Source organism: Nonomuraea gerenzanensis, assembly GCF_020215645.1.
GTDB classification, from domain to species: Bacteria; Actinomycetota; Actinomycetes; order Streptosporangiales; family Streptosporangiaceae; genus Nonomuraea; species Nonomuraea gerenzanensis.
Genome location: NZ_CP084058.1, coordinates 1,229,114 through 1,251,891 on the forward strand (window position 1 = coordinate 1,229,114; position 22,778 = coordinate 1,251,891).

Sequence of the window (22,778 nt, forward strand, 5' to 3'; positions counted from 1 at the left end):
GTGGCCCCCCGGAGGGGGCGCCTCCCGCGCTCAGCCGAGGCTCTGGAAGAAGCGGATGACGTCCGAGGTGAGGGCGTCCGTGGCGGTGTGGGCCGTGTAGTGGCCGTGGGCCGGAGCCGGCAACGTCTTCCAGGAGACGATGCCCGCGTGGTCGCGGTCGGCGAAGCGGCGGATCGACTTGAAGTCGCCCTCGCTCATGGCCAGCGCCGTCGGGGTGGTCGTCGGCTCCTTGGGCTGCTCGGCGCGGGCGTTCTCCCAGTACAGGCGCAGCGCCGAGGCGGCCGTGCCGGTGAACCAGTAGATGGCCGCGTTGGTCAGCACGAAGTCGTCGTCCAGGTCCTCGTCGAGGAGCTGGGCCAGCCAGCCCACCAGGCCGGCGGGGGAGTCCATGACCGCGTGCGCGAGCGTCTGCGGCTGCTGCGACTGCAGCACGTTGAACGCGCCCAGCTCCTTCCAGAACCGGTCGAGCACGGCCAGCCCGGCCTGCTCCTCCTCGCTCAGGTCAGCGAACTCCGCCGGGTCGCCCGAGGGGAACGAGAACAGCTGGGTGACGTGCACGCCCACCACGTGCTCCGGGTCGATCCTGCCGATCTCGGGGGAGATCATCGAGCCGGCGTCGTTGCCGACCGCGCCGTAGCGCTCGTAGCCGAGGCGGGCCATCAGCTCGGCCCACGCCCTGGCGATGCGCTGGTTGTTCCAGCCCAGCTCGCGGGTCGGGCCGGAGAAGCCGTAGCCGGGCAGGGACGGGATGACCAGGTGGAAGTGGCGCGACAGGGGCTCGATGGCGCGCAGGTACTCGGCGATCGAGCCGGGCCAGCCGTGGGTGAGGATGAGGGCGAGCGCGTCGGGGTCGGCCGAGCGGACGTGCAGGAAGTGGATGTTCTGGCCGTCGATCTCGGTGGTGAACTGCGGGTGGGAGTTGAGCGTGGCCTCCACCGCCCGCCAGTCGAAGCCCTGGCGCCAGTGGGCGACCAGGCGCTTGACCCGCTCGACGCTGACGCCCTGCTGGGCGCCGGGGATCTCGTCCGCGAAGCGGGTGAGGGCGAGGCGGGCCTGGAGGTCGTCGAGGTCGCTCTGGGGGATCTCGACGCGGAAGGGGGTGATGCTGCTCATGATCTGACCTCCGAGAGGAACGGAATGTTTCGTTCTGTTTTAAGAGTATCAGAACGGAATGCTTCATTCCACACCTAGGCGAGGATTCTTTCCGCTCCGGCGTAGACGTTGCAGCGCTCCCCGCGCAGGAAGCCCACCAGCGTCAGCCCGAACTTTCTGGCCAGCTCCACCGCCAGCGACGACGGCGCCGACACCGCGCACACCACCGGGACGCCCGCCGCCAGTGCCTTCTGCATGATCTCGTAGCTGGTCCGCCCGCTCACCATGAGCACGTGCCCGGCCAGCGGCAGCCGCCCGGTCAGCGCCGCCCAGCCGACGAGCTTGTCCACCGCGTTGTGCCGGCCGACGTCCTCGCGCACCGTCACCAGGGCGCCGTCGTCGCAGAACAGCCCGGCCGCGTGCAGCCCGCCCGTCTTGCCGAACCCGCCCTGGGCCTTGCGCAGCGCGCCCGGCAGCCCGTACAGCACCTCGGGGGTGAGCTTGAGCGGCCCGGCGAGCACGGGCGCGCACCGCTCGCGCAGCGCGTCGAGGCTCGCCGAGCCGCAGACGCCGCAGGCGCTGGAGGTGAGGAAGTGCCGGTCGAGCGCGGGCAGGTCGGGCACGGGGCCGCGCAGGCGCACGGTGACGGTGTTGTAGCGGGCGTGCGGCGGGAGGTCCTCGTCGGTGCAGTACGCGATCGAGGCGATGTCGCCGTGCCGGGCCAGGCCCTCGCCGTGCAGGAACCCGGCGGCCAGCTCGAAGTCGTGCCCCGGGGTGCGCATGGTGATCGCCACGGTCCTGCGCGTGCCGTCGGGCGCGGTGAGGCGCAGCTCCAGCGGCTCCTCCGTGGCCAGGTCGTCGCGCCGCTCCCGGGCGGACGAGCCGGACAGCTCCGTGATCCTGATCCGGGTGGTGGGCCCGGGGCGCTCGCTCACCCCACCATCTTGCCTCCTCCGCCCTACGGCGCCCGTCATCAGGGAAGATGGGGGGATGGCCGACTCACGCTACTCCGACCTCGACCGCCCTCCGCTGTCCGAGGCGTCGCTCCGGCGGGCCCTGGTCCGCCCCGGCTCGTTGTGGACGGCTGTCACCGTCGTCGACAGCACCGGCTCCACCAACGCCGACCTGGCCGCCGCCGCCAGGGACGGCGCGCCCGAGGGCGCGGTGCTGATCGCGGAGGCGCAGCAGGAGGGCCGCGGGCGCCTCGGCCGCACCTGGTCGGCGCCGGCCCGGTCGGGGCTGACGTTCTCGATCCTGCTCAGGCCCGCGGTGCCGCCGCTCGCGCAGGGCTGGCTGCCACTGCTGTACGGCGTGGCCGCCGCCTCGGCCGTACGCCGCCTGGCGGAGGTGGAGGTGCGCCTCAAGTGGCCCAACGACCTGCTGATCGGCGAGCGCAAGCTGGCGGGCGTGCTGGCCGAGCGGGTGGACGACGCCGTCGTCGTCGGCATGGGCCTGAACGTGACGCTGCGGCCCGACGAGCTGCCCACCGAGACGGCCACCTCGCTGAGCATCGCCGAGGGCGCCTGCCTCGACCGCGACCCGCTGCTGCGCGCCGTGCTCAGGGAGGTCGAGGTGCACTACCGCGAGTGGGCCGAGGCCAAGGGCGACGCCGACGCCTCGGGGCTGCGCGCCGCCTACCTCGCCGCCAGCGCCACGGTGGGCCGCCAGGTCAGGGTGGAGCTGCCCGACGGTCACGCGCTGACCGGCCTGGCGACCGGCATCGACGCCTCGGGTCACCTGCGGCTCGACGCCGGCGGCGAGCGGTACACCCTGAGCGCGGGCGACGTCGTGCACGTGCGGGCGCAGGGCTGAGCCAGCCGATGTGGCATGGGCATGGCCCCGGCCCTCCGATGGTGGCACGATGCTGCCCATGACCCTTCCCGACCACCATCTGACGCAGGGTGAGCGGCGTGTGCGATCCTTCCACCCTCACTGGAAGCGGCTCGTCGTCCCCCTCATCGCGTTGGTCCTCATCGCCGTGGCCACGGGCGCGGCGCTGTATGTCATCCCGGACTTCGAGTACGTGACCTACGCCAGGATCGCGGTCGTCGTCATCGGGCTCATCCTGCTCACGATCTGGTCGTTCGTGCCGTACCTGCAGTGGAAGAACACCGGCTACGTGCTCACCACGCACCGCTTCACGATCAGCACGGGCGTGCTGAACAAGTCGACCGACGAGATCCCGATCACCAAGGTCAACACGGTGAGCTCGGACCAGACCTTCCCCGAGCGGCTGCTCGGCTGCGGCACGCTGACGGTCGAGTCGGCCGGTGACCGCGGGGAGATCGTGCTGAAGGACATCCCGAAGATCCAGGACGTGCGCACCGACCTGTTCAGGCTCGTCGAGGACGCCTCCGACGGCGAGGTCGACGGGCGGTGAAGTAGCCTCCTCGGGTGAGCCAAGCCCGTCCCGGCCGCCCGAGCGCCGAGGAGATCGAGCGACTGCTGGTCGGCCGGCCGCCCCTGTACACGCGGGCGCAGGTCGCGGCCAGGAGCGGGGTGCCGCCGGAGCTGGCCGAGCGCATCTGGCGCGCGCTCGGCTTCGCGCAGCGGGCCGACGACGCCGTGGCGTTCACCGAGGCCGACGTCGACGCGCTGCGCCGGGTGCGCAGCATGCTCGACGGCGGCCTGCTCGACGAGCCGACCGTGATCCGCATGGCCCGCGCGCTCGGCCAGACCACGGCCAGGCTGGCGCAGTGGCAGGCCGAGATCATGATCGGCACGATGTTGCCGGCCGAGCCGTCGGAGGCCGACCTGGCGGCGGTGCTCGGCACGGCGCAGGGGCTGATCCCCGACTTCGAGCACGTGCTGATCCACGTCTGGCGGGCCCAGCTCGCCGCCGCGGGCACCCGGCTGCTGGCCATCGCCGACGACAACGACGAGCTGGTGCCGACGAGGGTGACGATGGCGGTGGGGTTCGCCGACCTGGTGTCGTTCACCAGGCGCAGCCGCGAGCTCGACGAGAAGGAGTTCGCCGGGCTGGTGGAGGGGTTCGAGTCGCGGGCCTCCGACGTGGTCGCCACGCACGGCGCCCGGCTGGTCAAGACGCTGGGCGACGAGGTGCTGTTCACCGCGCAGGGCCCCGAGCAGGCCGCGGCCGTCGCCCTGGACCTGGTCGGCACCGAGGAGCTGCGCATCGGGATGGCCTATGGGCCGGTGCTGCCGATGATGGGCGACGTCTTCGGCACGACCGTCAACCTCGCCGCCCGGCTCACCGCCATCGCCAGGCCCGGCACGATCCTGGTGGACGAGGCGCTGGCCGGCGGGCTCGGTGGTGCGGCGTACGAGGTGCACAGGATCAGGCGCCGCCCGGCGAGAGGTCTCGGCGTGGTGCAGCCGTATGTCTTGCGGAGATCATCCTCCTGACACAAGATGACTGGCATGCCGTACGAAGTGCAGGGCGTGGTAGCCCAGGGCAAGGGTCAGGAAGTTTCCCTCGAGACGGTGCTCGTGCCGGACCCGGGACCGGGCGAGGCGGTGGTGAACGTGCAGGCCTGCGGCGTGTGCCACACCGACCTGCACTACCGGGAGGGCGGGATCAGCGACGACTACCCGTTCCTGCTGGGCCACGAGGCGGCGGGCACCGTGGAGGCGGTCGGGGAAGGGGTCACCGGGCTCGAACCGGGCGACTTCGTGATCCTCAACTGGCGCGCGGTGTGCGGCCAGTGCCGCGCCTGCCTGCGCGGCCGTCCCTGGTACTGCTTCAACACCCACAACGCCCGGCAGAAGATGACGCTCAAGGACGGCACCGAGCTGTCCCCCGCGCTCGGCATCGGCGCGTTCCTGGACAAGACGCTGGTCGCGGCCGGGCAGTGCACCAAGGTCTCGGCCGAGGCCCCGGCGCAGGTCGCGGGCCTGCTCGGGTGCGGCGTGATGGCCGGCATCGGTGCCGCGGTCAACACCGGCGGCGTCACCCGCGGCGACAGCGTCGCGGTGATCGGCTGCGGCGGCGTCGGCGACGCGGCGATCCTGGGCGCCTCGCTGGCGGGCGCCGCGAAGGTCATCGCCGTGGACGTGGACGACCGCAAGCTGGAGTGGGCGCGCGGCTTCGGCGCCACCCACACGGTCAACTCGCGGGCCGGCGACCCGGTGGAGGCGATCCGCGACCTGACCGGCGGCAACGGCGCGGACGTGGTCATCGAGGCGGTCGGCCGGCCGGAGACCTACGAGCAGGCCTTCTACGCCCGCGACCTGGCCGGCACGGTCGTGCTGGTCGGCGTGCCGACCCCCGACATGCGCATCGACCTGCCGCTGCTGGACGTGTTCGGCCGCGGCGGCGCGCTGAAGTCCTCCTGGTACGGCGACTGCCTGCCCTCGCGCGACTTCCCCATGCTGATCGACCTGTTCCTGCAGAACCGCCTGCCGCTCGACAAGTTCGTGTCCGAGACGATCGGGCTGGACCAGGTCGAGGAGGCGTTCGGGAAGATGCACCGGGGCGAGGTGCTGCGGTCCGTGGTGGTGCTCTGATGATCGACCGGGTCATCACGTCGGGGACGTTCTCGCTGGACGGCGGGACCTGGGACGTCGACAACAACGTCTGGCTGGTCGGCGACGCGCGCGAGGTCGTGGTCATCGACGCGGCCCACGACGCGGCGCCGATCGCCGAGCGGGTCGGCGGGCGCGCGGTCAAGGCCATCGTGTGCACGCACGCGCACAACGACCACATCAACGCCGCCCGCGACCTGGCCGCGCTGACCGGGGCGCCGATCCGGCTGCACCCCGCCGACCAGGTGCTGTGGGAGCAGGTGTACGGGGCCGAGGTGGCCTACGAGCCGCTCTCCGACGGGGAGAAGCTGGTGGTGGGCGGGGTGAGCCTGCAGATCCTGCACACGCCGGGGCACTCGCCCGGCGCCGTCTGCGTGTACGCGCCGGAGCCGGGAGCCGTGTTCAGCGGCGACACCCTCTTCAAGGGCGGGCCGGGAGCGACCGGGCGGTCCTACAGCTCGTTCGAGACGATCATCGAGTCGATCAGAGAGCGGCTGCTGGTCCTGCCCCCGGAGACCGTCGTGCACACCGGGCACGGCGACTCCACCGCGATCGGAGCCGAGGCTCCGCACCTGGAGGAGTGGATCTCCCGGGGCCACTGACAGCGGAGGATAGGGATCTGTGACCCACCCAACGTAGGCAAGCCTAACCAAAGTGGGCTACCTTAGGTGTGCCTAACCTTATGGTGCCCATTCTTTCGCGGAAGGCTTGTCCCTGGATGTACGTGTGCATTTGTCGTGCTGTGACCGAGAACGAGGTCCACGACTGCATCGCCGCCGGGGCGAAGAGCGCGAAGCAGATCCGCGACACCACCGGTGCTGGTGGGGACTGTGCCCGTTGTGTGCGGAAGATCTGTGCGATCCTGAAACGGTCTGACGAACTGACGACCGCATAGCCGGATAGCGATGAGGGGCCCCGTCATGCAGGGCGACAAACAGATCATCGAATTGCTCAACGAACAGCTGACCGCGGAGCTCACTGCGATCAACCAGTACTTCCTGCACGCCAAGATGCAGGAGAACTGGGGGTACACCAAGCTCGCGGAGCACACGCGCTACGAGTCGATCGAGGAGATGCGCCACGCCGAGCGCCTCACTGATCGCATTCTCTTTCTGGAGGGCCTGCCCAACTATCAGCGGCTGGGCACGCTGCACATCGGGCAGACCGTCGAGGAGCAGTTGCGGGCGGACCTCGAAGTGGAGATGTCGGTGGTGGAGCGGCTGCGGCCGGCCATCCAGCTCATGCGCGAGAAGGGTGACATCACCTCCGCGAACATCTTCGAGGACATCCTGAAGGACGAGGAAGAGCACATCGACTACCTGGAGACGGAGCTGGGGCTCATCCGCAGTCTCGGGGAGCAGCTCTACCTGGCGCGCTACGCCGAGCCGCCGTCCCACGACGACTGATTTCGGCGGAGAGCACAGGGGGTGAGGTGGGCCAAGGGCTCACCTTTCTCCGTTTCCGGGCACTTCGGACATCGACCCCCTCGGCGCGCGGCGCGAGGGTGGGGACGCGCGCGGCCGTACATGATCGTCCGATGAATTCCGGGCCGAAAGCAGCGGTGCTTTAATCACGACCTACCGTATTTTAGCTGTGTTTGCCCAGGTCAATGGATAGGTCAACGACGAGTCAAACCGCGCGCTGCGCCCGGGAAACGATCGCCTAAGGTCCTACGATTGCTTCATGACCTGCGTACTTCTCGCCGAGGATGACACCTCGATCTCCGAGCCACTCGCGCGTGCGTTGCGCCGCGAGGGCTATCAGGTCGAAGTGAGCCCGGACGGCCCGCAGGCCCTGGAGAGGGCCCTGTCGGGCGGCATCGATCTGATCGTTCTTGACCTTGGCCTGCCGGAGATGGACGGCCTAGAGGTCGCCCGTCGCATCCGGGCCGAGGGCCACGGCACCCCGGTGCTGATACTCACCGCCCGTGTCGACGAGGTGGACACCGTCGTCGGCCTCGACGCCGGCGCCGACGACTACGTGACCAAACCGTTCCGGCTGGCAGAGCTGCTGGCCCGGGTGCGGGCGCTGTTGCGCCGCGGCACCTCCGAGACCCCGGTCGTCCAGGGCGTGCGCATCGACGCCGACTCGCGGCGCGCCTGGATGGGGGAGAAGGAGCTGCATCTGACCACCAAGGAGTTCGACCTGCTGCGCGTCCTGGTCCGCGACGCGGGCAAGGTCGTCACCCGCGAGCAGATCATGCGCGAGGTGTGGGACACCAACTGGTGGGGCTCCACCAAGACGCTCGACATGCACATCTCCTGGCTGCGCCGCAAGCTCGGCGACGACGCCGCCAAGCCGCGCTACATCACGACCGTCCGGGGAGTCGGCTTCCGGTTCGAGCGCGAGTAGGAGATGCGCCGCCGACTGCTCTCCTCCACCCTGGTCGTCGCGGTAATCGCGGTCCTGCTGCTGGGGGTCCCCCTGGGCGTCGTCGTCAGCCGTCTGATCGTCGATGAGGCGGCTCAGGAGCTCGGGGCGGAAGCCAAGCGTCTCGTGGGAGAGGTGGAGTATGCCCGCGTCCAGGAGACGCCGCTCGACCCCCAGCAACTGGAACAGAAGTACCCGGGCAGGTTCATCCAGATCTGGGAGCGCGGAACCCCCCTGAGGGTGACCGTCGTCGGCGACCCCCCGCCGTCCGGTCACCTGATGACCGAGGACGCCCAGACCAACACCGGGGTCTACGTGCGGATCAGCCGCGACCGCGACCAGGTCGAGCAGGACGTACGGGCCCGCCTGCTGCTCATCGTGGCCCTGGCCGGCGCCGCCCTGGCGGTGGCCGTGAGCCTGGCCGTCGTGCAGTCACGCCGGCTGACGCTGCCCCTGCAGGACCTGGCGAAGATCGCCGATCGGCTCGGTTCGGGCGACGCGCGCCCGAGCAAACACCGCTACGGCATCCCCGAGCTCGACCGCGTGGCCCAGGTGCTCGACCGCAGCGCCACCCGCATCTCCGACCTGCTCACCCGCGAACGCGAGTTCGCCACCGACGCCTCCCACCAGCTCCGTACCCCCTTGACCGGCCTGACCATGCGCCTGGAGGAGATCGTGGCCGCCGCGGGCGAGCCCGAGGTCGTCCGCGAGGAGGGCGAGGCGGCGATCGTGCAGGCCGAGCGGCTCACCGCGGTGATCGACGAGCTGCTGGCCGCGGCCCGCCGCCAGCGGCACGCCCAGGCCGAGCCGGTCGCGATCGACGAGGTGCTCGCCCAGCAGATCACCGAGTGGGAGCCGGTCTTCCGCGACGCGGGCCGCACCCTGCGGCTCGACGGCACGCGCGGGCTCAAGGCGATGGCCACCACGGGCGGCTTCGGCCAGGTCGTCGCCTCGCTGCTGGAGAACTCACTGCGGCACGGCGGTGGCGCCGTCACCGTCACCACCTCGTTCGGCGGCAACTACGTGGTGACCGAGGTCGCCGACGAGGGCCCCGGCATCGCCGACGAGATCGCCCCCAAGATCTTCGACAGGAACGTCAGCGGCGGCGGAGGCACCGGGCTCGGGCTGACGCTGGCCCGCGCGCTGGCCGCGGCCGACGGCGGCCGGCTGGAGCTCGTCAGGCGCCGCCCCGCGACGTTCGCCATCTTCCTGCCGCCCGCGGAGGACGAGGGCCGCAACCGCGTGGTCAGCGGTCCTGCCTGACACCGCCCTCGGGCAGCTCGACCGGGATCGGGTCGGTGGCCTCCAGGAACACCCACTTCTTGTACGACCAGTAGCGGAACAGCGTGCCGAGCCCCACACCGACGATGTTGGCGATGTTGAAGCTCAGCGGGTCTTCCAGGCCGAGCGTGTAGGTGGTGAAGCCGATCGTCAGCATGCCGAACAGCAGCGCGATGCCGTTGAGCAGGAAGAACAGGAAGTACTCGCGGCGCAGCCCGCTCTGCTCCCGGTGCCGGAACGTCCAGTAGCGGTTGCCCGCGTACGCGAACGTGGTGGAGATCATCGTGGCGAAGACCTTGGAGGTCAGCGGCCCGAGAAAGAGGTTGAACAGGTTGAGCAGGCTCGTGTCGAGGACGAACGCCAGGGCCCCGATGCTGCCGAACTTCGCCAGCTCGTGCACGAGGGAGGAGAACCGGTGGTAGAGGCGCCTGGCGAAATTCACGTCTCTGCTCGGTCCCTTCCCTAGTCGAGCTTGCGCCCCCAGCGTACCGGCCACGATGCGGCGCGGGTGTCGAGGGGATGAACAAAGGTCAGAAAATGGTCATGCTTCAGAACTTGCTCCGATATCGGGCATACCCGATTCACAGGGTTTACGCTGCTGTGCAGTTCGAGGGCACGCGAACGCTGGACGGTCGTGCGCGGCGGGCGGTCACGCTCGCCGGGCGACCCGGAACGGCCGTCCAGCCCACCTGCCACGACGGACGGCGCAGGGCCGCAGTCAGGGAAGTCGTTCCGTCCCGGTAAGCTCACCTGGCGTGAGTTCCTACAGCCCCATCGGACCGGTCGTCGGCATCGTAGGCGCGGGTCAGCTGGCCAGAATGTCGCAGCCGCCTGCCATCGCGCTCGGCATCGAGCTGCGGGTGCTGGCCAACACCGCCGAGGAGAGCGCCGCCCGGGTCATCGTCGACACGCACATCGGCGACTACCGGGATCTCGGTGACCTGCGCGAGTTCGCCAAGGGCTGCGACGTGATCACCTTCGACCACGAGCACGTGCCCACCGCGCACATCCGGGCCCTGGCCGCCAACGGCTACGTCGTGCACCCGGGCGCCGACGCGCTCGTGCACGCCCAGGACAAGGCCGTCATGCGCGAGCGCCTGACCGCTATCGGCGCACCCTGCCCGGCCTGGGCGCGGGTCTCGTCGGCCGGCGACGTCGCCGCCTTCGCCGCCGAGCACGGCTGGCCGGTGGTGCTGAAGGCGGTGCGCGGTGGCTACGACGGGCGCGGCGTGTGGGTCTGCCGCACCCCCGAGGAGGTCGCCGAGGCGTTCGCCACCGGGGTGGAGCTCATGGCGGAGGCGTTCGTGCCGTTCGAGCGGGAGCTCGCGGTGCTCGTCGCCCGCTCGCCGCACGGACAGGGCGTGAGCTACCCGGTCGTGGAGACCGTCCAGCAGGACGGCATCTGCGTCGAGGTCATCGCGCCGGCACCCGGCCTCGACCAGGAACAGGCCGCACAGGCCCAGCGCATCGGCCTGACGATCGCCAACGCCCTGGGGGTGACCGGGCTGCTGGCGGTGGAGCTGTTCCAGACCGAGACCGGGCTGATCGTCAACGAGCTGGCCATGCGCCCGCACAACAGCGGCCATTGGACCATCGAGGGCGCCACCACCTCCCAGTTCGAGCAGCACCTGAGGGCCGTGCTCGACCTGCCGCTCGGCTCGCCCAGGATGACCGCCCAGCACGTCGTGATGGCCAACTTGCTCGGCGGCGACGACCCCGACCTGTTCAAGCGGTACGAGCACGTGATGGCCCACGACCCGGGCATCAAGCTGCACTTCTACGGCAAGGAGGTGCGGCCGGGGCGCAAGATCGGCCACGTGACCGCCCTCGGCTCCAACCTCGACGAGGTCCGCGCCCGCGCCCGCCACGCCGCCGTCTACCTGATGACCGGGGAGTACACGTGAGAGAGCGCAGCGAACGAACCGTCATCGGGATTCTCACGGTGACGCGGAAGGAGGCGCCGTGACCATCGGAATCGTCATGGGCAGCGACTCCGACTGGCCGGTCATGAAGGCCGCCGCGGAGGCGGTCGCCGAGTTCGGGGTGCCGTTCGAGGCCGACGTGGTCTCGGCGCACCGCATGCCCACCGAGATGATCGACTACGGCCGCGAGGCCGCCGGCCGGGGCATCCAGGTGATCATCGCCGGCGCGGGCGGCGCCGCCCACCTGCCCGGCATGCTGGCCTCGGTCACGCCGCTGCCGGTGATCGGGGTGCCGGTGCCGCTGAGGTACCTCGACGGCATGGACTCCCTGCTGTCCATCGTGCAGATGCCGGCCGGGGTGCCGGTCGCCACGGTGGCCGTCGGCGGGGCCCGCAACGCGGGGCTGCTGGCCGTACGGATCCTCGCCGCCTCCGACGCCGGGCTGCGGGAGAAAATGGTGGAGTTCCAGGCGCGGTTGAAGGAGCAGGCGTACGCCAAGGGCGAGCGCCTGCGCGCGGAGGCCGCCGAGCTGTAGCCCCCGGAGCTTTTTTCCCGGGGATCGCGGCGGCTAGGGTGCCGCCATGGACGACCCGACCAAAGGGCACGCGGCCCGCGTGTACGCCGCCGACCCGCTCCTCGCCGGCCAGGACGAGCTGACCGCCAAGCGCGGCGAGGAATGGCTGGAGACAGCCGACGCCGTCGGCCTGGCCGCCGTGGACCGGCTGCACCCCGACACCCTGCCTGCCTGCTGGTCCCCGCTGGTCGTCCACCGTCTGCGCGCCCGCGCCGCCGGCCCCGACCCCGAGGCTTCGCTCGGGGCGCTGCTCGATCGGTGGCTGGCCCTGCCCAGGGGTGGCGAGGCGGGGCAGGCGCTGAGCGTGCTGTGGCCGAGCCGCGACACCGCTCCCGTCCGGGCGCTGGCCGTGCGCGGCTTCGCCCCTGTCACCTCGCTGGCCGTCCGCCACCTGCGGCCCGTTCGTGCCGCCGATGACGGGGGTCGCGTCGCGATCCGTGCGGCCCGGCCGGAGGATCTGGACGCGGTGACGGAGATGTACGAGCGGCTGGTGGCCTACGACGCTCAGTGGGGGTGGGTGACGGTGCGGGCGTCCACCAGGGAGCGGCTCAAGGAGTCGGTGGAGGCCGAGGTGCTGCCGTTCAACTGGTGCTGGCTGGCGGAGGTGGACGGGCGGCCCGCCGGGTGCGTCATCGTGGAGCCGCCTGCGCGGTCGGGGTGGATCTCGCACGCGGTGAACCGGGGGCCGGTGGCGTACCTGGGGGTCATGTACGTGGAGCCGGAGGCGCGGGGGCGTGGGGTGGGGGTGGCGCTCACGGACGTGGCGCAGCGGGAGGCGGCGGAGCGCGGGGTGACGACCATGCTGCTGCACCACGCGCTGCCGAATCCGCTGTCCACGCCGTTCTGGGCGCGGCGGGGGTACCGTCCGCTGATGACGCAGTGGGTCCGCCACCTGCAGTAACGCGGCTACGGGCGCAGTAACGCGGCTACAGGCGCAGTAACGCGGCTACAGGCGCAGTAACGCGGCTACGGGTGGCCTTACGTCGCGTGCGGGACTATGGGCGGCCGAGGGCGCGGTAGTGCCATCCGGCGGAGCGCCACATCTCGGCGTTGAGGGCGTTCCGCCCGTCCACGATGCGCCGGGTCGCCACCACGGCGCCCAGCTCCACCGGATCGAGCTGCAGGAACTCCTGCCATTCCGTGAGCAGCAACACCACATGCGCCCCGCGCACCGCCTCCACGGCCGAGGTGCCGTAGTTCAGCTCGGGATGAGCCTTGCGGGCGTTGTCGAGCGCGATCGGGTCGTACACGGTGACCTGACCGCCCTGGTGCCCGATCGTGACGGCCACGTCGAGGGCGGGGGAGTCGCGGATGTCGTCGGAGTTCGGCTTGAAGGCCGCTCCCAGCACGCCCACGGTGCACCCGTGGAAGGAGCCGCCGGCCAGCGCCCTGGCCAGGTCGACCATGCGGGCGCGGCGGCGCATGTTGATCGCGTCCACCTCGCGCAGGAACGTCAGCGCCTGGTCGGCGCCCAGCTCGCCGGCCCGCGCCATGAACGCCCTGATGTCCTTGGGCAGGCAGCCGCCGCCGAACCCGAGCCCGGCGTTGAGGTACCGGCCGCCGATGCGGTCGTCGTACGACAGGGCCTCCGACAGCAGCTCGACGTCGGCGTGGGCGGCCTCGCAGACCTCGGCCATGGCGTTGATGAAGGAGATCTTGGTGGCCAGGAACGCGTTCGCGGCCGTCTTGACCAGCTCGGCCGTGGCGAAGTCGGTCACCACGACCGGCACCTCGCCGAGCGGCTCGTACACCTCGCGCAGCATCTTCTCCGCCCGCTCGCTGCGCACGCCGAGAACGATGCGGTCGGGGTGCAGGGTGTCCTGGACGGCGAAGCCCTCGCGCAGGAACTCGGGGTTCCAGGCCAGCTCGGCGTCGGCACCCGCGGGGGCGAGGCGGGTCAGCTTGTCGGCCAGCCGCTCGGCCGTGCCGACGGGGACCGTGGACTTGCCGACGACCAGGCACTCGCGATCGAGGAGCGGGGCGAGGGACTCGATGGCCGCGTCCACGTACGTCACGTCGGCGGCGTACTCGCCGCGCTTCTGCGGGGTGCCGACGCAGATGAAGTGCACGTCGCCGAAGGCGGCGACCTCCTCGTAGGAGGTGGTGAAGCGGAGCCGGCCGGAGGCGAGGCCGCGGCGGAGCACGGGCTCCATGCCGGGTTCGTGGATGGGGAGCTCGCCCGCGTTGAGCCGGTTGATCTTGTCGGCGTCGACGTCGAGGCCCAGGACCTCGAACCCGAGATCAGCCATGCAGGCCGCATGGGTGACGCCCAGGTATCCGGTCCCGATCACCGTGAGGCGATATGGCACGAGGGAGCTCCTTTCGATCGCGCAGGCATGCTACCGGCCCCCGCTACCTCCTACGTGCCACCTGCATCTCCTCGCAAACCGTACCGGCTGGTAACAAGATGGTCGGACGTCCTAGTATCTACTGCATGAGCTTCCCTTTGTACGCGCCCGCCGAAGAGCACGACATGCTCAGGGAGACGGTCCGCGCCCTGGCCGACGAGAAGATCGCCCCGCACGCCGCCGAGATCGACGAGACCGAGGAGTTCTCCTGGGACGTCTACAAGGCGCTCGTTGCCGCCGACCTGCACGCCGTGCACGTGCCGGAACAGTACGGCGGGGCCGGGGCCGACGCGCTGGCCACGGTCATCGTCATCGAGGAGGTGGCCCGCGCCTGCGCGTCCTCCTCCCTCATCCCCGCCGTCAACAAGCTCGGCACCGTCCCGCTGCTGCTCTCGGCCTCGGAGGAGCTCAAGTCCCGCTACCTGGCGCCGGTGGCGCGGGGCGAGGCGATGTTCTCGTACGCGCTGTCGGAGCCGGAGGCGGGCTCGGACGCCGCCGCCATGAAGACCCGCGCGGTCGCGGACGGCGACTCGTACGTGCTCAACGGCGTCAAGATGTGGATCACCAACGCCGGCGTCTCCGAGTACTACACCCTGATGGCCGTCACCGACCCGTCGGCCGGCGCGCGCGGCATCTCCGCCTTCGTCGTGGAGAAGTCGGACGAAGGCGTCTCCTTCGGCCCCAAGGAGAAGAAGCTCGGCATCAAGGGCTCCCCGACCCGCCAGGTCATCCTCGACAACGTCCGCATCCCCGCCGACCGCATGATCGGCGCCCCCGGCACCGGCTTCAAGACGGCCCTGGCCACCCTCGACCACACCCGCATCACCATCGCCGCCCAGGCCCTCGGCATCGCCCAGGGCGCCCTCGACTTCGCCATCGGCTACGTCAAGGAACGCAAGCAGTTCGGCCGCCCGGTGGCCGACTTCCAGGGCCTGCAGTTCATGATCGCCGACATGTCGATGAAGCTGGAGGCGGCGCGGCAGCTCACGTACCACGCGGCGGCCAAGTCGGAACGTGCGATGCACGGCGAGCCCCAGAAGGACCTGACGTTCCTGTCGAGCGCGGCCAAGTGCGCCGCCTCGGACGCGGCCATGGAGATCACGACGGATGCGGTGCAGCTGCTGGGTGGGTACGGCTACACGAAGGACTTCCCGGTGGAACGCATGATGCGCGACGCCAAGATCACCCAGATCTACGAGGGCACCAACCAGATCCAGAGAATGGTCATGGCCCGGCAGCTTCTGAAGTAGGTCTACGACCTGCAGAAACCCGGGGCTGAGCGCGTACAGTCCCGGGTTTTCGCGTACCAGTCAAGCCGTTCGGAAGAGGGGTTGTTCCGTGGCTGTTCCGTGAGAGTTCGACGGGTGCGCACTTTTGGTGATCGACTCTCCGGGCGCCGAGGAGATGGCCTTGCCACCCGCTGGCCTCGGCAAGTTGCTCATCAAGAAGCGCGCGAGCCGCCGGACAATGAGGAATCCGGTGCTCGCGCGCTTTGCCTGTCCCGTTCAGGAGTTCGTTGTCTCAGGAACTCCCGTCCGCCAGGCGGCGAACGATGCCTTCGACAAGGTCGAGATCCTTCGCGGAGAGCTGGCTGAGAGGGGCTTCAAGTCGTTGTGCTGCGGGGGATGTCTGCTGCTCGGGGTAGGCGCCGTACCAATCGGCGGCGATCATGGCCTGGACTTCCTCCTCAGTCACCCTGAAGAGATGGGCGATGCCTTCGAAGGTCTCTGGAGGAGGTGGCCCGACGCGTGCGCTGGGGCCGCCACCCCATGCGCCGTGTAGGGCTATGGCGTTCCACCAACTGTCGGAGCGGATGCCGAGTGACTCTCGGCTCATGTCGACGTAGCTGAGGCCGTTCTCGCGTAGCGCGAGGACCTTGTCCCGGAAGGGGGTTTGTGTGCTCATGGAATGAGCATCCAGAATTCTTGGCATAGCCGCAATAGTTCTTACCTTGATTCTTTGGCGACACGGACTAGAAGTTTTGGCGATGCTGACGCTGTCATCGTGAGTTGGCCTGTGGTTGCCAAGGCAGGCGGTCCGGCCGCTACGCGACGTCCCCGGCATCGAAATCCGGCTACACCGCACAGTGCTCTACAACTCCCTCTACCGCGCAGACGATCAGCTACTGATCAACACCCACGCCTACGGCACCCCAGCAGCCAACGCCCCCGTCATGCACCTCAACCGGACCGACGACCAAGGGCCGGCGAGCACATACTTGACCGGCTTCAACCGCATCTGGACCGCGGCCCAGTGCCGCGACAAGTAGCTGAAGCCCCATCAGACACGGCTACGGTCAGACAAGAAAGCAACTTTTCTCCACGTCATCAAGGCGCGTGCCGCCTGCGGCGCCTCGCGCTGGGCGGTCGCTGGCCGCGCTGCGGCTCTCCGGCCGGTCGCGGCCAGCGCCGCCGCGAGGTCATGACAAATAGCAAGCCTCGCCAGCCACTGACGGCTGATCAGCCGCTCCTGTAGTGGGCAGAAGTGCAAGCAAGGCTGAGTCGTGGACAATCGGTGGTATGACACGGATTGGGCCTTCTGTACTGTATGTCCGCAGCACAGGCGTTAGCGGGACCAAAGATTATGCACCATGACGGGTTTCTGCCAGCTCTGACCGACTTGGCACGGTATAGTCCACTTCAGTTCAGGTGGCTGACACGGAGTCCTCATGCGCTATTCGTTTGAGCGTTCCTCTCTCTGGCGAAGGTCGCTCGCGCCTCAGGAAAATGATCCGCACGAGGAGGAGCGAGCACGACTCCGAGCCGCGTATCTTCAGCTTAGAAACACGGTTGAGCCGTTAGCGGCATCGATCGCCCACTCACTGCCGATGTTCACAGAACATGGAATCGACCACGCAGATGCATTATGGGAAATGGCTTCACTCATTTGTGGTGAAGAGATCTCTATTAATCCTGCTGAAGCTTTCGTCCTAGGCGGAGGCTTTCTCTTTCATGATCTAGGAATGGGATTGGCTTCGTATTCGGCAGCTGGGTTTACTCTGAAAGAGGATCCAAAATACGAGGACCTCTTGGTGGGCGCCAAAAATCGGCTCCGTAGCATAGAGGTGGCGGCGAACGAGGAGTTGCTGGAGCAAATAGCGTATGAGGATGTGGTCGTGGAACTTCTCCGGCTACGTCACGCCAAACAGGCAGAGCGACTCATGAGTCAGGTCTTCTACACATCCTCAGGACAGCCGTTCTATCTGCTTCAGGATGTCGAGCTTCGACAATTTTTCGGACCTCAAATTGGTCGGATTGCGCACAGCCATTGGTGGACAGTGGAAAGATTACAGAAGCTGGCCCGACGGCAAGGATCATGTCCCCTGCTTCCGCCGACATGGGATGTGGACCCGCTGAAGCTGGCCTGTATGCTTCGGTTGGCAGACGCGGCGCATATCGATTACCGAAGAGCTCCAATGTTATTGCACGCGTTCAGGCAGCCGACGGGAACCTCACGCGATCATTGGTTTTTCCAGGAGCGCCTGCTGAGGCCGATAGTTGTGGACGATCGGCTGGAATACACCGCTGCAACGCCGTTCAGCCGGGACGAAGCAGGGGCATGGTGGCTCGCGTTTGAAACCATCCAGCTCATCAATGATGAGCTCAGGCACGTTGACGCTCTCTTAGCCGATAGCGGCAGGACGCGTTTCAGGGTTAGGTCAGTGGTAGGAGCTGACTCCCCAGAACGCTTGGCGAAGTCGATTCCGACAGACGGCTGGAAGCCAATTGACGCACGGCTCCGGGTTACTGACACGGTGCAGGTGATCTCGAATATTGGTGGCCGCGACATGTATGGCAATCGCCCAGACATCGCTATCAGAGAGTTGATCGCGAACGCCGCCGACGCTACCAAGGCGCGCGCTGCTTACGAGGGCGCAAGCAAAGAGCTACCCGTGACAATCACTCTTGAGCAATGCGACGGCGAGTGGTGGTTGGAGGTAGCTGATCAGGGTATTGGGATGCGTCCCGAGACAATGGTGGCAGCACTGACTGACTTTGGGCACTCGCACTGGCGCTCTACTGCGACCATAGAACAGTTCCCCGGGCTTCAGGCTAAAGGTTTCACACCCACCGGTAAGTTCGGTATTGGATTCTTTGCAGTCTTCATGGTCGCTGATGAGGTACAGGTTCGCAGCCTAGCTTTGGGAGAGGCTGCGCGCTCAACCCATGTTCTCGAATTCCCAAGAGGCCTGTCGGATGGCCGCCCGTTGTTACGTGAGGCAGAGTTCGAGGAATGCTTGAGGGCACCGGGTACTGTGGTTAGAGCTCGGTTGCGACACGATCCACGCACTATTAAAGGTATCTTCCGGACGACCAGCGAACGCGTATCCCGTACCGAATTATTGCATCACCTAATAACACGAATGTGTGCGATTGCCGAGGTTGATATTGCCATAAAAGGCCCGGACGATGCAGAACTGCAGAAAATCATTACAGCCAATGATTGGGTCGATATCCCAGCCGTCGACCTGTTTAGGCGACTCTATTGGCGCGGAGACAGAGGCTATGTCTTTCGGGTGATATATGGGCAGCTAGAAAAGCTCTTTATAGACCACGAGACCAGAGTGCTCGACGATAATGGTGTAACCATCGGTCGAGCCATGCTGCTGTCCGGCAGGGAAGCGCTAGACTCAAGGGATTTTTGGTGGTTCGGTGGCTACAGTGGGAAAGTTTATGTAGGCGGGCTAGAATCGTCTGACTTCCCTTATACCATGGGAGCCTTTCGAGGGTTCCCCATGACGGCTAACCGGCTCAGGTCCTTCCCTGTCGGCCGCCCGGAGAATCTTCAAGACTGGGCCCACACGCAAATCGACGTTGCTTGTTCGAGTCCGTGGTCCACTCTCGGGCATCAATGGATTATGGCGGACTTTGTTGGCGGCCTCGGAGTGTCCCCTGATGCTCTTCCGTGCGCGCATTCGGCAGATCGGGCACTGGACGCGAGCGCTCTTAGGCAGTGGCTGCTGGATAAATCTGAAGTATTGCTGATTTCCGACAGCGATCTTATGCAATTCGATACGTTATCCGATGTGAACGGGTATCGTCGATCTTACTACACCCATGATGGCCATGGGGTTCACGTTCCGCAGAATGCTCTGATTATGATCTTCTTTCCGATGTGGGTGTTCCCTGAGGAAATTGTGCCGAGCCCGCGTGATGAACGATTTTCAAGTAACTCAGAGGATGGCGAAGAGTCTGACGCCGGCTCGTGGTGGTGCGAGTATGGCAACTTTGGGGCTCCGGGCGTAGTTATTAGAACCATTGCGGAGGTCTGGCAAGTCGACGTTTCTGAAATAATCGAGCGCATGGAATCGCTGGACGTTGACGAATATAATGATAAGCGCCTCGAACTTGCTACGTTAACTAGGGGTACTTCCACTCGTGTCACAGCCTTTCGCGTTCGCCGTCCCTTAGGAGGCGATATCAGATGAGGCTTAGATCCTGGCGGCGGACACAAGAGAATGCTGACCTACCAGAGGATGCGCGGGAGTTTGCAGTCGAGCGTTATAAGTACATTCTCCAACAGGTTCATGCTACAAACGAGAACGTCTATCGATTCTTGGCAATATATCAGACGCTCGCCATCGGGATAGCCACTGCGGGGCTGGCGTTGTTCGTTGGTTATCGGGGCTGGCGGATTGATCCTGTCGTCGCCAGATCCGGATTGATTGCTCTGATGTGGCTTGAGACCGTAGTCGCAGCGTTTACTGTAATGCTTATCCTTATTGGAGTCGTCTCTTGGCTCGACTACCGTAAAGAGGAGTGCGAGTTGACAGACGAGTATGTGCGCCCTGGCTTCCGCAGGCCACCGCGGAAGACTGCGTTCATTCGCTGGTATGAGACGTACATTGTGCTCTTTATAGTCGCTACGACAGTGTTTATGTGGATCGCTACGCTCACCATTTTGCTCCCGGGGATCGTATGACGATGTGAGGCAGGACACGAGTTGTCTGTAACTTGGGGAATCAGCTGCGCTCTTGCTGGAGAGCGAACAGATCGCAGATGGGAATGACAGACTGCCGCGCCGCTTCCGGTGCTCGGGCCTGCGGCCCTGCGCTCCGGGTCGGCTTGCCACCGGATACGCGGGTTGCTGGGGGTCTGCTGTACAGCAGGAAAATACAGCAACGCTCCACACGTACCCTGATCGTCCCGTACGGCGACACACAGCTGAGCAGCCGCGCCAGCCCTCGGCCACGGCCCTCCGCTTCACTCGTAATAAAGGGATCTCGGGTTCGAGTCCCAGCAGGCGACTCCCGGGCGAATAGTGGCGGCCCGCGTGGGAGTTGTCCAAGAACGCTCAGCTCGCTTGAGGGCTACTTGGTGGATCGGGAATGGTGACGAGCTTTCCCTCGCTATCTACGACCTCAGCGTCCGCGGCAGGGATCACTTCGACCCGAAGGATTTCCCACGGCGAGGGCTCGGCTTGAGTCGGTCCGCCTGTCAGCAACATGTGGCGTACCCATGCACCGACTATGTAGCCGCTTTCGGCGAGGCGGCTAATGTAGCCTCCGAGGAGCTTCGCCGCATCTCGCTGCTCCCGGATGCTGTCGAGTTCGCTCGCGATGTCTAGGTAGTCCTTGATCATGTCGAGGAACTCGATTGTCAAGTCTTCTGCGGCTTCGGGCTGGTGGTCGGCGTGGGCGTACTCGAAGGCTGTTGCCCTGCGGAGCATCTCCCAGAGAGCGTTCCCCGTGGTGATCGGCGTCAGGAGACGCGGTCGCGGAAAGCTGGGATCCGGGACAAGGCGAACGGGACCGCCATCAGGATTGCCCAGGCGCGCGATCCACTCGCGATGCGACTTCTTGATCTCGTGTAGGCGTTCAACGGCGAACGTCGCGACCTGGTCGTCGATCTGCTTGTGGTGCTCGCTGCACAACAGCAGAAGGTTTGAGTGGTGGTCTACGAGTTCCTCGCGCAATCCGCCGGCTCTCGGTCCTGAAGCCCCACGAGCGACGATGTGACACTCTTCGCCGAAGATCGATGGATCGTCTGTCTCGCTACCTGGAGTCAGGACCTGGCGTCGACAGATCGCGCAACGCCCGCCTGACTCCACCCAGATGATCTTCCGGGTCCGCTCCGAGATCGCCATGGGATGAGCCTAAATTTGGCCCCCGCACAGCGCGATGCGATAGCAAGATTGCCTGAGGCCAGACTCCAGCTGTTCCCCTGACAGGACGTGGGCTGACGACGGACGGTTCAGCAACATACGATGCCATCGACGCTGAGTAGCTGCGGACCCAACTTCGGATCGCCATGAGCAACTCCCTGCGCTGTTCCGTCCCTGTTCCGTGGGGTGGCCGAGAACAGCGAGAAGTGACGAGAGTCAGTCGCAACAGTAGCCCCAGGTCATGCTCATGATCGCCAGATTTCCGCTGGTGGCTGTGTAGCGCACCGGAGATCACCCAGATCTACGAGGGCACCAACCAGATCCAGCGCATGGTCATGGCCCGCCAGCTCCTCAAATAGGGGGCCCGGGGAAACGCATGGTCTTCGCCAGGGGGGGCGCTTCGCGCAAGGAAGCTAAGGCTGTGACATTGGGGGGGGCGCGGCCCCCCAAACCCCCAGCTCAAACCCCGCTTGCGCCGCTTCGTCGGCCGAGTAGCCGGGTTGGCACGGCTGACAGCGGATCCGTGACGGTCAATGATGAGCACGTGGTGCGACGTGAGCAGTATGAAAGGCTTGAGCGGCATCTACGGGCTGATGGCCGCGAACGCATCGAGATGACGTTCGCCGAAGTCGCGGCGGTGATCGGGGCACCCCTGCCGCACAGCGCCTTCCGCCATCCGGCATGGTGGGGCACCGACCCGGAGCACACACAGGCCGTGTGGTTGGACGTCGGCTACCAAGCTCGTCCCGACCTGCGCACCCAGCGCGTCGCCTTCATCAAGACAACGTCTTACTCCGAGTGAGGCGCTGCGCTGATCGTCACATCGACATGGCCACCGAGGCGCACATCACCTTTCCGGATGCCTCCGCTGCGGCCAGTAGGGTCACCGGGGGACAACGTGAGGTCAAGGAGAACGTCTCGGCGTGAGCGCGGGCATCATCGGGCAAGCGGTTGGGTTGTTCGCCGTCACGAACATCGATGACATTCTGATCTTGGCGTTGTTCTTCGCCCAGGGTGCCGGACATCGCGGCGCCGCCGCGCGGGTGGTGGCCGGTCAGTATCTCGGCTTCCTGGGCATCTTGGCGGTGGCGGTGGCCGCGGCCTTCGGCGCCATGTTCCTTCCCGAGCCGGTCCTGCCCTATCTGGGCCTGCTTCCGCTGGCCTTGGGTATCAAGGCTGGCTGGCAGGCGTGGAAAGATCACCGGGACGGGGATGGGCAGACGGCCGAGGAGCATGCCGGTGGGCCGAAGGTGCTGGAGGTGGCCGCGGTCACCTTCGCCAACGGCGGCGACAACATCGGCGTGTACGTTCCCGTCTTCGCCACCGCCGGCGTCGGCTCGATGGCTGTCTACGGCACCGTCTTCCTGGTGTTGGTGGCCGTGTGGTGCGCTGCCGGCCGGTTCTTCGCCACTCGGCCGATCATTGCGAAGGCGCTGAGCCGGTGGGGGCACGTTCTGCTGCCGGTCGTGCTGGTCGGTATCGGGCTGCTCATCCTGATCGAGGGCGGCGCCTTCGGGTTGTAGAGCTTCGTCACGAAGCAGGGTGCTTCGGGCCAGGTGACGGTCATGCGCCTGCATCCCGCCTGGTTCGGCCAGTGGCAAG

23 protein-coding genes are annotated in these 22,778 nt (G+C 67.0%); 17 read left to right on the forward strand and 6 right to left on the reverse strand.

The window, feature by feature from the left end:
• Window positions 1-30: 30 nt before the first annotated feature.
• Entirely contained in the window at window positions 31-1,113 is a 1,083-nt protein-coding gene (locus tag LCN96_RS06250; protein WP_225271620.1) for an epoxide hydrolase family protein, read from the reverse strand.
• A 74-nt stretch (window positions 1,114-1,187) separates the two neighbouring features.
• Window positions 1,188-2,027, reverse strand: coding sequence for a formate dehydrogenase accessory sulfurtransferase FdhD (gene fdhD / locus LCN96_RS06255; protein ID WP_225271621.1), 840 nt, complete (start codon window positions 2,025-2,027; stop codon window positions 1,188-1,190).
• 55 nt (window positions 2,028-2,082) lie between these two features.
• On the opposite strand from fdhD, the gene LCN96_RS06260 reads away from it, so the two are divergent.
• The 9 genes from LCN96_RS06260 to LCN96_RS06300 all read left to right on the forward strand — a co-directional run bounded on the left by LCN96_RS06260 (window position 2,083) and on the right by LCN96_RS06300 (window position 9,210).
• Window positions 2,083-2,904 carry a biotin--[acetyl-CoA-carboxylase] ligase gene (locus tag LCN96_RS06260; protein ID WP_225271622.1) on the forward strand — a complete coding sequence of 274 codons (822 nt, stop codon included), beginning with the start codon at window positions 2,083-2,085 and terminating at the stop codon, window positions 2,902-2,904.
• Between the two features lie 58 nt (window positions 2,905-2,962).
• Window positions 2,963-3,472 (forward strand): PH domain-containing protein, encoded by a 510-nt coding sequence (locus tag LCN96_RS06265; RefSeq protein WP_225271623.1) that lies wholly within the window; start codon window positions 2,963-2,965, stop codon window positions 3,470-3,472.
• 14 nt (window positions 3,473-3,486) lie between these two features.
• Window positions 3,487-4,458, forward strand: a complete 972-nt coding sequence (locus LCN96_RS06270; protein WP_225271624.1) for an adenylate/guanylate cyclase domain-containing protein — start codon at window positions 3,487-3,489, stop codon at window positions 4,456-4,458.
• Between the two features lie 15 nt (window positions 4,459-4,473).
• The gene (locus LCN96_RS06275) at window positions 4,474-5,559 is read left to right on the forward strand and encodes an S-(hydroxymethyl)mycothiol dehydrogenase (protein WP_225271625.1); all 1,086 of its coding nucleotides are present in this window, start codon (window positions 4,474-4,476) and stop codon (window positions 5,557-5,559) included.
• Window positions 5,559-6,179 (forward strand): MBL fold metallo-hydrolase, encoded by a 621-nt coding sequence (locus tag LCN96_RS06280; RefSeq protein WP_225271626.1) that lies wholly within the window; start codon window positions 5,559-5,561, stop codon window positions 6,177-6,179. The genes LCN96_RS06275 and LCN96_RS06280 overlap by 1 nt, the downstream gene beginning before the upstream one ends.
• 116 nt (window positions 6,180-6,295) lie before the next feature.
• Window positions 6,296-6,472 (forward strand): (2Fe-2S)-binding protein, encoded by a 177-nt coding sequence (locus tag LCN96_RS06285; protein ID WP_185110035.1) that lies wholly within the window; start codon window positions 6,296-6,298, stop codon window positions 6,470-6,472.
• Window positions 6,473-6,497: 25 nt separating this feature from the next.
• Window positions 6,498-6,983, forward strand: a complete 486-nt coding sequence (gene bfr, locus LCN96_RS06290; protein WP_225271627.1) for a bacterioferritin — start codon at window positions 6,498-6,500, stop codon at window positions 6,981-6,983.
• Window positions 6,984-7,260: 277 nt separating this feature from the next.
• Entirely contained in the window at window positions 7,261-7,929 is a 669-nt protein-coding gene (locus LCN96_RS06295; protein ID WP_043620820.1) for a response regulator transcription factor, read from the forward strand.
• 3 nt (window positions 7,930-7,932) lie between these two features.
• Window positions 7,933-9,210 carry an ATP-binding protein gene (locus LCN96_RS06300; RefSeq protein WP_225271628.1) on the forward strand — a complete coding sequence of 426 codons (1,278 nt, stop codon included), beginning with the start codon at window positions 7,933-7,935 and terminating at the stop codon, window positions 9,208-9,210.
• Here the strand turns inward: LCN96_RS06300 and LCN96_RS06305 are convergent.
• Window positions 9,194-9,670, reverse strand: a complete 477-nt coding sequence (locus tag LCN96_RS06305; RefSeq protein WP_225271629.1) for a GtrA family protein — start codon at window positions 9,668-9,670, stop codon at window positions 9,194-9,196. The genes LCN96_RS06300 and LCN96_RS06305 overlap by 17 nt on opposite strands.
• Before the next feature lie 313 nt (window positions 9,671-9,983).
• On the opposite strand from LCN96_RS06305, the gene LCN96_RS06310 reads away from it, so the two are divergent.
• The 3 genes from LCN96_RS06310 to LCN96_RS06320 all read left to right on the forward strand — a co-directional run bounded on the left by LCN96_RS06310 (window position 9,984) and on the right by LCN96_RS06320 (window position 12,625).
• Entirely contained in the window at window positions 9,984-11,132 is a 1,149-nt protein-coding gene (locus LCN96_RS06310) for a 5-(carboxyamino)imidazole ribonucleotide synthase (RefSeq protein ID WP_225271630.1), read from the forward strand.
• A 76-nt stretch (window positions 11,133-11,208) separates the two neighbouring features.
• The gene (gene purE, locus LCN96_RS06315) at window positions 11,209-11,685 is read left to right on the forward strand and encodes a 5-(carboxyamino)imidazole ribonucleotide mutase (protein ID WP_225275930.1); all 477 of its coding nucleotides are present in this window, start codon (window positions 11,209-11,211) and stop codon (window positions 11,683-11,685) included.
• Between the two features lie 46 nt (window positions 11,686-11,731).
• Window positions 11,732-12,625, forward strand: coding sequence for a GNAT family N-acetyltransferase (locus tag LCN96_RS06320; protein WP_225271631.1), 894 nt, complete (start codon window positions 11,732-11,734; stop codon window positions 12,623-12,625).
• Window positions 12,626-12,719: 94 nt separating this feature from the next.
• Here LCN96_RS06320 and LCN96_RS06325 read toward each other — a convergent pair whose 3' ends face one another.
• Window positions 12,720-14,033 carry a UDP-glucose dehydrogenase family protein gene (locus LCN96_RS06325; RefSeq protein WP_225271632.1) on the reverse strand — a complete coding sequence of 438 codons (1,314 nt, stop codon included), beginning with the start codon at window positions 14,031-14,033 and terminating at the stop codon, window positions 12,720-12,722.
• Between the two features lie 125 nt (window positions 14,034-14,158).
• Between LCN96_RS06325 and LCN96_RS06330 the strand changes: the two genes are divergently transcribed.
• Window positions 14,159-15,322 carry an acyl-CoA dehydrogenase family protein gene (locus tag LCN96_RS06330; protein ID WP_225271633.1) on the forward strand — a complete coding sequence of 388 codons (1,164 nt, stop codon included), beginning with the start codon at window positions 14,159-14,161 and terminating at the stop codon, window positions 15,320-15,322.
• Window positions 15,323-15,593: 271 nt separating this feature from the next.
• Here the strand turns inward: LCN96_RS06330 and LCN96_RS06335 are convergent, their stop codons facing one another.
• Window positions 15,594-15,977 (reverse strand): hypothetical protein, encoded by a 384-nt coding sequence (locus LCN96_RS06335; protein WP_225271634.1) that lies wholly within the window; start codon window positions 15,975-15,977, stop codon window positions 15,594-15,596.
• A gap of 763 nt (window positions 15,978-16,740) precedes the next feature.
• Between LCN96_RS06335 and LCN96_RS06340 the strand changes: the two genes are divergently transcribed.
• On the forward strand, window positions 16,741-19,500 hold the full coding sequence (locus tag LCN96_RS06340) for an HD domain-containing protein (RefSeq protein WP_225271635.1): 2,760 nt from the start codon (window positions 16,741-16,743) through the stop codon (window positions 19,498-19,500).
• Complete coding sequence (locus tag LCN96_RS06345) at window positions 19,497-19,994, forward strand: hypothetical protein (RefSeq protein WP_225271636.1); 498 nt, start codon at window positions 19,497-19,499, stop codon at window positions 19,992-19,994. Before LCN96_RS06340 ends, LCN96_RS06345 begins: the two co-directional genes overlap by 4 nt.
• 372 nt (window positions 19,995-20,366) lie before the next feature.
• Here the strand turns inward: LCN96_RS06345 and LCN96_RS06350 are convergent, their stop codons facing one another.
• Window positions 20,367-21,158: an HNH endonuclease gene (locus tag LCN96_RS06350; protein WP_225271637.1), complete on the reverse strand. Its 792-nt coding sequence runs from the start codon at window positions 21,156-21,158 to the stop codon at window positions 20,367-20,369.
• A 541-nt stretch (window positions 21,159-21,699) separates the two neighbouring features.
• On the opposite strand from LCN96_RS06350, the gene LCN96_RS06355 reads away from it, so the two are divergent.
• Both LCN96_RS06355 and LCN96_RS06360 read left to right on the forward strand, forming a co-directional pair.
• The gene (locus tag LCN96_RS06355) at window positions 21,700-21,978 is read left to right on the forward strand and encodes a DUF7662 domain-containing protein (protein ID WP_225271638.1); all 279 of its coding nucleotides are present in this window, start codon (window positions 21,700-21,702) and stop codon (window positions 21,976-21,978) included.
• Window positions 21,979-22,099: 121 nt separating this feature from the next.
• A complete protein-coding gene (locus LCN96_RS06360; protein WP_225271639.1) occupies window positions 22,100-22,699 on the forward strand; it encodes a cadmium resistance transporter in 600 nt (199 codons plus the stop codon).
• Window positions 22,700-22,778 lie beyond the last annotated feature (79 nt).